This is a genomic window from Candidatus Dormiibacterota bacterium (assembly GCA_035544955.1).
Classification (GTDB): Bacteria; Chloroflexota; Dormibacteria; order CF-121; family CF-121; genus CF-13.
This window is the reverse complement of record DASZZN010000044.1, coordinates 78,221-87,261: the sequence shown is the minus strand read 5'-3', so window position 1 is coordinate 87,261 and position 9,041 is coordinate 78,221. Positions and strand designations below refer to the sequence as shown.

Here is a 9,041-nt window from a genome sequence, read left to right as displayed (position 1 = left end):
GTGACCGTGCCGCTCGTTGCCACCGGGCCGATGTTGCTCACCAGCAGCTGGTAGGTGTTGGTCGTCCCCCGCACGAAGGGATCGGTGTGGCTCTTGGTGATGGTCAGGTCAGGAGCCTGCCCATTGACGGTTGCGCTCGAGGAATCGTTGCCCGCGTTGGGGTCGGGCTCGTTCTGGAACGTCTTGGTCGCCGTGTTGATGAGGGCGCCAGTCGCGGTCACCCTCGCGATCAGCGAGAGCGTGACCGAGCTGCCACTCGCGATGGCGCCGATGTTCCATACACCCGTGCCGCTGGTGTAGGTGCCCTGCGAGGGAACGGACGAGACATACGTCAGCCCGGCCGGCAGCGGATCGGACACCAGGACACCGGTCGCATTCGATGGCCCGAAGTTGCTCGCCGTGATCGTGAAGGTGACGTTCGAGCCGACCGTGACCGTCCCGCTGCTGGCGATCTTTGTGACCCCGACATCGGCTTGTGAGGTGATGGTCGTCGAATCGGAGGCGGAGTCGTTGGCGGTGTTGATCTCGTTGCCTCCGGCGACCGTCGCGGTATTGACGAGGGGAGTGGTCGCTGCCTGGCTAACCGAGACGGCGATCGTGATCACCGGATACGAGGCGCCGGCGCCCAGCGCATCGGAACGGGTGCAGGTGACGGCCTGGCCCGCGACGCCACACGTCCAACCCGTCCCTGACGCCGCCGACGGCGCGAGTCCGGCGGGCAGCGTATCGGAGACGGTCACCAAACCGCTGGAGGCGGCGGCTCCGATGTTGCTGACCGTCACGCTGTAGTTACCGGTTGATCCGCGGACAAACGATCCGACGTGCGACTTGGCGATCGTGAGGTCCGGCGCCTGGCCCGTGATCGTCACGCTCGCGCTGTTATTCGCGGCAACGGGGTCGGTCTCGTTTTCCGCCGTCTTGGTCGCGGTGTTGGTGAGAGAACCCGTCGCCGTCACGGTTGCGGTCAGGGCCAAGGTGACGGAGGCGCCGCTCGCGATCGCGCCGATGTTCCAGACGCCGGTGCCGCTGGTGTAGGTGCCCTGGCTGGGCGTCGCCGAGACGAACGCGAGCCCGGACGGAAGCGGATCCGTGATCTGCACGCCGGTGGCGTCAGACGGCCCATTGTTGGTGACCGTGACCGTGAACGTGACGTTGGATCCGACCACGACCGTGCCGCTGCTGGCGATCTTGGCCACCGCGATGTCGGCCCTCGAGACCACGTTGGTCAGGTCCGTTGCGGTGTCGTTCGCCGTGTTCACCTCGCCACCTCCGGAAACGGTGGCGGTGTTGGTCACCGTGCTGGCGGCCGACTGGAGGACGTTGACGGTGATCGAGATCACCGGGAAGGATCCGTTGAACGCGACCACCGCCGTGCTGGTGCAGGTCACGGTCTGCGCGACGATCCCGCAGGTCCAGCCTGCACCCGACGCCGCCGTCGGGGTCAGCCCAGCTGGCAGCGTGTCGGTCACGGTGCTCGTGCCGCTGGTGGCGGTGCCTCCGAGGTTGCTCACGGTCAATGCATAGGTGCCGGTGCTTCCGCGAACGAATGGATCGGTGTGACTCTTCGCAATGGTGAGGTCCGAGGTGCAGGACGCACCCGAGCCGGCGCCAGGGATGCTGCCCGCCGTGATGATCGCGCTGGTCCCGCCGGCGCCCGGCGTCGCGCCGAACGCCGCGAGGTCCGTCGTGGTAGTTCCATTGATCCCGCCAAGAACACTGACCGTGGTTGGCGCGCTGGTCGTGAGGACGACGCCGCCGCCACCACCACCACCGGGGCCGTGGTAGTTGACGCCACCGCCACCGGCCGAGACCGGCCACGCGTTGGCACCCACACCACCACGCGCGTTGATGGTGAGACCGGCCAGGCCGCCGGTCTGCGTGACGACGACCACGCTCCCACCCGAGCCACCGCCACCGCCGCCATCGTTGTCCGGTACCACGCCCGTTCCGCCGTTTGCGGTGAGGGTGCCCGCGCCGGTGACGCTGCCGGTGCGGATCATGACGATTCCGCCGCCGCTGCCGCCACTACTCGCGTTGGCGATCGCGCCGGAGTTGTTTCGCGTCCCTGCGCCGCCACCGGCCCCGGCCGTCACGCGCGCGGCGGTTGCGGGAAAGGCGCTGCCGCCGAAGCCGCCCATTGCGATGTTCGTGTTCCAGGAGTTACCACCCATACCGCCCGCGCCACCGTTCGCCCCGCCGCCACCACCGGTGTTCTGGTCATTCGCGGCCGGATTGGGATCGGTGCCACCGCCGCCCGCCGTCGCGGGGGCGCCGCGGGCGGTGCTGCCATTGGGATAGCCGTCGACGAGGTTGTTCGCGGTCGCGCCGGTCAGCGAGTTGAAGACGTATTGCGGCGTCCCGGCGATGCCCTCGCCTTTCTGAGCATGAAAAGGGTTGGCGCTGAGGTTCACGTAATCGGTGCCGGTCCCGCCCGCCCCGCCGGCCAGCTGCCGGCCGAGCCCGCCGCGGAAGCCGCCCTGGCTGACGCTCACGGCCGCGCCGTTCAGATTGAGCGCGCCGTCGACGTCGAAGACGAGCACCCCGCCGGTCGACCCGTTGAAGGGGGCGGCGGTCAGACCGGCGGTGAGGGTCGCCGCGACATACTGCGGCACCCGGATCACCTGAAAGTCGCGCTGGCCCTGCGTCGCCGTGGGTGCCGCTTGCGTGTAGGTGTTGATCAGCGGGCTGCTGACGGTCAGGCTGCCTCCAGCGAGCGGGACCGCACTCGTCGCAACCGCGTATTCGTAGAGGCCGGCGCTGTTGAGGGCGGTCCAACCGGTCGCCGGATCACCCGCGACGCCGTCACCGTAGGCGCCGGTGTTGGTCGAATTGATGGCGGCGTCCTGCATCTGGATGACTAGGACCAGGTCGCCGATCGCGATCGGCGACGCGGCGCCGGTTGCCGCCCCCAGTGTGATCGCGCCTGCCCCCGACGCCGTGCCGCTGCCGGGGTAATAGGTGTTGATGACGCCGTTGAGGGTGGCCGTGCCGTCGCGTCCGGGCGTCGCACATTGCCCGGCCGACTCGGCCGGGATCGACGGAACGACGACGGCGATAACGGCGGCCGCCAGCAAAAGGGCGAGAGTCCCCCCGCGGTGGCCCAGGCGGGCCATGTCGGTAACTAAACGCAGGCGAACGGCAAAAGCCGTCGCCTAGGCAGCCCGACTCCGGCATCCTTACTATGTGCTGACGGCGGTCAACTGGCGCCGGAACCTGGCCGCCCTCTGGCTGGCTGAGTTCACCGCCATCCTGGGTTTCTCCTTCGCCTTCCCGTTTCTGCCCCTGTTCCTCCACCAGGAGCTGCACATTCCCAACGGCCCGCAACTGTCCTTTTGGACCGGAATTGCCGCCAGCGCGACCGGGTTTGCGCTGGCCCTGACCAGCCCGATCTGGGGCAGGCTGGCCGATCGCTATGGCCGCAAACCGATGCTGGTACGCGCCATGATCGGCGGCGGCATCTCAGTGGGCCTGATGGGCCTGGCGCAATCGGCCCTACAACTGACGGTGCTTCGTGGGGTCCAGGGCGCGAGTTCGGGGACGGTCGCCGCGGCCACCGCGCTGGTCGCGACCGAGACGCCCGCGCCGCACCTCGCCTGGGCGCTGGGGATCCTCAGCTCCTCCATCTCGCTGGGAAGCGCCGTTGGGCCCGCCGCCGGTGGCCTGGCCGCCAACCTGATCGGGTTGCGGGCGATCTTCCTTGCCGGCGGCACGATGCTGCTGCTGGCGGCGGTGCCCGTGCTGCTCCTGGTCCGGGAGAGCCCCCGGCGGATGGCACGCGCGGCCGCGCCGCGCACCATGGAGGTGCTTCGCCTGGCGCGAGCCGGAACGGTAGGCGCCCTTGCCGTGCTGATCGTCGCCCAGGGGTTGCAGCAGACGAGTTACGGCGCTGCGCAGCAGCTTGTGGTCCTGCGTCTGATCGACCTCACCGGTGCGAAGCAGGCACAGGCCTTGACCGGTGTCACGTTTGCCGCCGGCGGGATTGCGACGGCGCTGGCCTCGCTGACGTATCACCGTCTCCTGCGGCGAACGAGTTACCGGAGGCTGATCACCGTCGGCGCGCTGTTGCTGGGGCTGTCGCTGCTCGGCGCGGCGGGTGCCGCCAGCACCCCCCTCGTGATCGCCGGGTTCGTCGCCGCCAGCTTTTTCAGCGGCGCCCTGGGCCCGGCGTTCGGGGCGATGACCGGACTCGAGGCGCCGGCCATCGTGCAGGCGACCGTCTTCGGCGTCGTGTCGAGCGCGATCGCCCTGGGTTTCGGCCTCGGCCCGCTGCTCGGTGGCATCGTCGCCTCGGTCGCCGGCATTCGGGCCGGCCTCATCGTCGCCGCCGCCATTGCCCTCGTTCTCGCGGCGCTGGTCGGCCTTCGGGCCCGCGAGCCGCGGGCACACTTCCACCCCTGAACGTCTCAAAACGCTCGCATGGCACTAGAGCGCCGCTCGCATGGGCCGACGGGCCCGCCCGCAAGTCGGGGAGGGCGTATGAGGGGCACGATCGCCAGCCCGTGCCATTTTGGCCGTTACGGCATTGGTACGAATAGAGATGGGCACGGACTGGGAGCGCATGCAGGGCCAGGGCGGCGCGTATCTCGTCGAGCGGGCCGCCGCCGTGCTCAAGAATGGCCGGCTCACCCCGCTCGCGCTCGGCCTCGTCGAGGCGGAGGCCCAGCGGCTGAAGTTCATCCTCAACGAGGAGATCGCCAGACTCGAGCCGGCGGGTGAGCTGACGCCGGCGGCGATTGACGCCCTGAGGACGCATTACCAGGCTCGGCTTGACGCCGCCCAGAACGTGCTCGCTGCGGCTCGAGGAATGGTGGCAACAGCCCCCACCACCCTACCCTCCCCCGCGAGCCGGGGAGGGAAAGAGGCTCCTCAAGCGGAAAGGGAGATTCATCAGCCCGAGCTTCCGGCTGCTGTCGTGCCTCGGCCGACGGCTGCTGCACTTCCGCCCGCGGCTCCCAGCCGGTCGCTGCGAGAGTTCTTCGCCGATCGCAGCATCCTGATCCTCTCCTATGTCGGCGCCTTCCTCCTGATCGTGGCGACCCTGCTCTTCGAGCTCTCGGCGTTCACTGCCGTCGATAGCACGGCTCGGTTTGTGGGCGTACTCGTCCTCAACCTCGTCTTCGGTGTCGCCGGCTGGATCTGCTTCCGGTTGCCCATGATGCGACTGGTCGGCCGGACCTACATCGCCATCGCGGCGCTCATGGTGCCGCTGACCTTCATCGCCGCCTGGGTCTTCCTCCTGCTGCAGCAGTACGGTCTTTCGCGTGACCTCGCGATCGCCATCGCCGCGGCCTCGTGTGCGCTCCTTTACGGGGCGCTCGCCGTCAATCTCGAGTCGAAGGGCTACGCGCTGCTCAGCCTGCTCGCGCTCGCGGTTGCCTGGGATGCTGCCCTCGACCTCGTCGACGCCGGGCGCTGGCGAGGGTCACTGCTGACCCCCGCTGCCGGCGTCTACCTCGTCATCGCCCACCGGTCGGGGCGTTTCTCGAGATTTCATGCCGCCTTCTCACGGCTTGCGGACTGGGCGATCCACGTGACCGCTCTCGGCGCGATCGCCGCGACCGCGATCTCCGCCATCGATCTACCGGTCCGCGACCAGTGGCAGATCGTGGCAGTGACCGCGGCCTTGGTGACCATCCTCTATGTCGCGTACGGGTTGCAGACAAAGCGCGCGGAAGGCGGCGCCGTGGCGATGCTTTTCCTCGCTGTCGCATGGGTGGCCGCGCTCAACATCATCGACCTCGAGCCGCTCACGGGTCTGTTGCTCACGCCGCTGATCGCCATCTATATCCTCGCGACCTATCGCTCGCGGCGGATTCCCGGCGTTGACGTCGTGCTCGCGACCTGGGGTGAGTCCTTCATTCACCTGGCGGCTGTGCTGGCGTTGCTATGGACCGCCTACTCGGCCACCACCGTCTTCAGCGGTTCTCCCGATCAGGCGTGGCTGATCGCCGCGGCGTCGCTGGCCATCGTCGCGCTGCTGTATGCGTGGTATGCCACGCTGTCCGCGCAGCGCTATGGCGGGTTGGCGGCGATGGTTGCGCTGGGCCTCGCGTGGTTCTGCCTTCTCAATGGCACGGAGATCTGGCCGTGGCGCGGCCTGGCCTTCACGCCGGTCATGGCCTTCTACATCGTGGTCGCCTCGCGGCGCCCGGTGATCCGCAACCTTTTCGCTTCCGAACCGGAGCTGTTGATCACCGGTGCTGCAGGCGTCGCGGCGGGATGGTCGATCTACGCGACCGCAACGATGGCCGATCCATCCGCCGGATCAGCGTGGTACCCGACGACGGCGGGGTTGACAGTGATCGCGGTCCTCTACGGACTTGACGCACACCTCCGTGGCGATCGGCTTGCGCCGGCGCTCAGCCTGGGCGCGCTCGTCGGCGCCTGGATCGCCGACGTGATGCTCTTGCAGCTCGGTGATTGGCGCGGTCTCGCGCTCACACCGCTCGCGTTCCTGTTCAGCCTCCTGGCGTTCCGCGGCGACCGCCTCGGCTCGCTGGGCGCGGCCTTCGCGCGGGTCGCCGCCCCGTTTGTGCATGCCGTCGCGGCGATGGCGATCGCATGGAGTCTGTACATGGCGCTTGGCGAGATCGGCGCAGGCCAGGCGTCGCAGCCCACCTTCACGTACCTCGCCTGGACGTTCGGAGTACTCACCGCCGCCTATGCGCTCTACTCCTGGCTTTCGAAGCGGCAGTCGATTCAGTGGACGGTCGCGATCGGCGTGACACTCACCACAATCACCGCGAACCAGGCGCTGGGCCTCGACCTGAACGCGCTAGCCGTCGAGTTCCTGGCGCTCGCGGTCGGCAAGGCGATCGTCGCCCGCCTTTACCGGGGAACCCGGATGCATACCTTCTTATATGTGACGGCGGTCGTTCAGGCTGTCATCGCTGCCGCCCTCCCGGTGGACTACGACTGGCTCCGCGTAGCCATCCTGATCACCGCCGGCGCGATGAGCACCTTCATGGCGGTCGACAGCAAACGGCCGGAGTGGCTCTACCTCGCGGGCGCATTCTTCACCTACGGCTGGTACTGGCTGCTGAAGGTCGTGGTCCCGCCGCCACCGAACCCCGGGCCGAGCACCCTCGAGCTGATGTTCAGCCCCTTGCCGGTGGTCTACGCCGTCGTCGCCGTTGTGCTGCACCGCTTCGGCACGGCCCAGAGGTGGCGCTTGCCCCTCTACGCATGGGCCGGGGCGGTCGCGGCCGGCGTCGTTTACCTCGGCATGCAGCAGGAGGAACGGACGATCCTCGGCATCGCGTTGGTCGGCTACGCTGCCGCGATCTACGTGGCGACCGCCGTCGAGGACGAACCCTACGGCGTGCCAATTGCCAGCCTGACCGGCGCGCTCGGCCTCTTCAGCCTGCTCGCGGCAGGTTCGGCGGCGGTGCAATGGTACCCGCTGACCTTCACGTTGGTCGCCTGGGCGATCTACGCGGCGGGCTTTGCGTGGCGCCGGACCGAGCGCGAAATCTGGAAGGGCATGCATCGCTACAGCGGGCTGGCCCTGATGGCGCTCACCGCGCTGGCCTGCTTTGCCGTTACTGATTTCTCGACGACCGGCAACCCCGCGGCCTTCGCCGCGCTTGCCGCCATCTGGGCATTGGCGCTGATGTTGGCGGTCGATGCACGGATCAGTGCGACGCCGGCCTTCGACTACGCCGCGCTGATCACCGCCTCACTCGGCAGCTACTGGATCGCGCGCTATCTCGGCGCCGATAACGTCCAGTGGTACGTGGTGGCTCCCGGACTGGCGCTGGTGGCCGGCGGGATCATGCTTCATGCCGATCGCCGGTTCAAGGCGCCACTGCCGTCGCTCGCGAACGCGTTGATCGGGATCGGATCGGCCGGGCTGCTGGGGACGACCGCCTTTCAGACGTTGGATCCGACGACGTCAGCGTCCCTGTACACGGGCCTGTTGCTCTGTGAGGCAACCGCGGCATTGCTGGTCGGCATCGCGACCCGCAGCCGGGCGCTCGTCCTTGCCGGCGCTGCCGGTGCGGCGCTCGCCAGCCTGCGCGCGCTCGTCATCCTCATCCAGCAAGTGCCGCTCTTCATCGTCTTCGGCCTGGTCGCGATTCTCCTCCTGGTCGGGGCGGCTGCGCTTGCCGTGCTGCGCGCGCGCTTTGCTGACGCCCGGGTCGCGATGACCCGCTCCTGGAACGACTGGACGTAGGCCCCACGCCGACCCTCCCCCAGAGGCGTCCGAACGCTCGACGACGAACTCGACTAATCAGCCTGCATCACGCATCCCCGCAATCCGCTCCTGCGCCTTGCGCTTGCCCTCAGCCGGAAGGTCGTTAATCTGCTTGCCTTGCGGTTGGCAGCACTTCCCGCTCCCGCCGTGCTCTGCATGCTCCGACCAGGTTCGTCCGTCGCAGCACCACCCCTTTGTCGTATCCAACTGCTGGGCCATGGTTATCGCGCCTCCTTTTCGCCTGATGCGAAGCCACTAGGCTACACGCTCACACCGGCGGCTCAGGCAAGGAGACGACGGGGTCTCAAGGGACGACGATGACGATTGCGCCTCCACCTGCCGACCCACTGCCTACGGCCGCCTGCGTTCCAAGGTTGTAGTAGCCGGGCGGCAGATCCGCGGGCAGGTCGAGCTGGCTGGCTGGCGTTTCAACCGTTCGATCGTTCGCGGAGACCGGAGCCGCCGTGATAGTTCTCACCCCGGCCGGTTTCGAGCCATGACTTGTCGCCTGTTTGAGCGCGTCGACGCTCGCGAAAGGGCCGGTGAGGCTGACGGAGAGAAAGATAGCGTGTCGGTTGGAGTCGGTCGTCATTACCGCGGGTGTCGATTGCCAGTGGAGGGCGACGCTCTGTCCGGCGTGCCAGGTGAGGTTCCCCGTGTTTTCGATGCAGCAGTTGTAGCTGTGGGCCGCGTAAAAGGTCGGCTGTTGTCCGCATCCCGACAGCACGAGGCCGGTAGCAATGACGAGGATTCCGATCCGCACGCTCCGTCAATCTTACGGGCCCCACCCCGACCCTCCGCCGGGGAAAGCGGAGGGCTTGAGCCTATGATCAAAAGTAGGAGG

4 protein-coding genes are annotated in these 9,041 nt (G+C 68.1%); 2 read left to right on the top strand and 2 right to left on the bottom strand.

Annotation, left to right across the window (positions count from 1 at the left end; genetic code table 11):
• Nucleotides 1-3,113: hypothetical protein (locus tag VHK65_15995; GenBank protein HVS07651.1), on the bottom strand; the 3,113-nt coding region annotated here is incomplete at its 3' end.
• Between the two features lie 70 nt (nt 3,114-3,183).
• Between VHK65_15995 and VHK65_15990 the strand changes: the two genes are divergently transcribed.
• Nucleotides 3,184-4,398, top strand: coding sequence for an MFS transporter (locus VHK65_15990; GenBank protein HVS07650.1), 1,215 nt, complete (start codon nt 3,184-3,186; stop codon nt 4,396-4,398).
• A 139-nt stretch (nt 4,399-4,537) separates the two neighbouring features.
• Nucleotides 4,538-8,176, top strand: a complete 3,639-nt coding sequence (locus tag VHK65_15985; protein ID HVS07649.1) for a hypothetical protein — start codon at nt 4,538-4,540, stop codon at nt 8,174-8,176.
• Nucleotides 8,177-8,501: 325 nt separating this feature from the next.
• Here the strand turns inward: VHK65_15985 and VHK65_15980 are convergent, their stop codons facing one another.
• Nucleotides 8,502-8,960: a hypothetical protein gene (locus VHK65_15980; GenBank protein HVS07648.1), complete on the bottom strand. Its 459-nt coding sequence runs from the start codon at nt 8,958-8,960 to the stop codon at nt 8,502-8,504.
• Nucleotides 8,961-9,041: the final 81 nt, after the last annotated feature.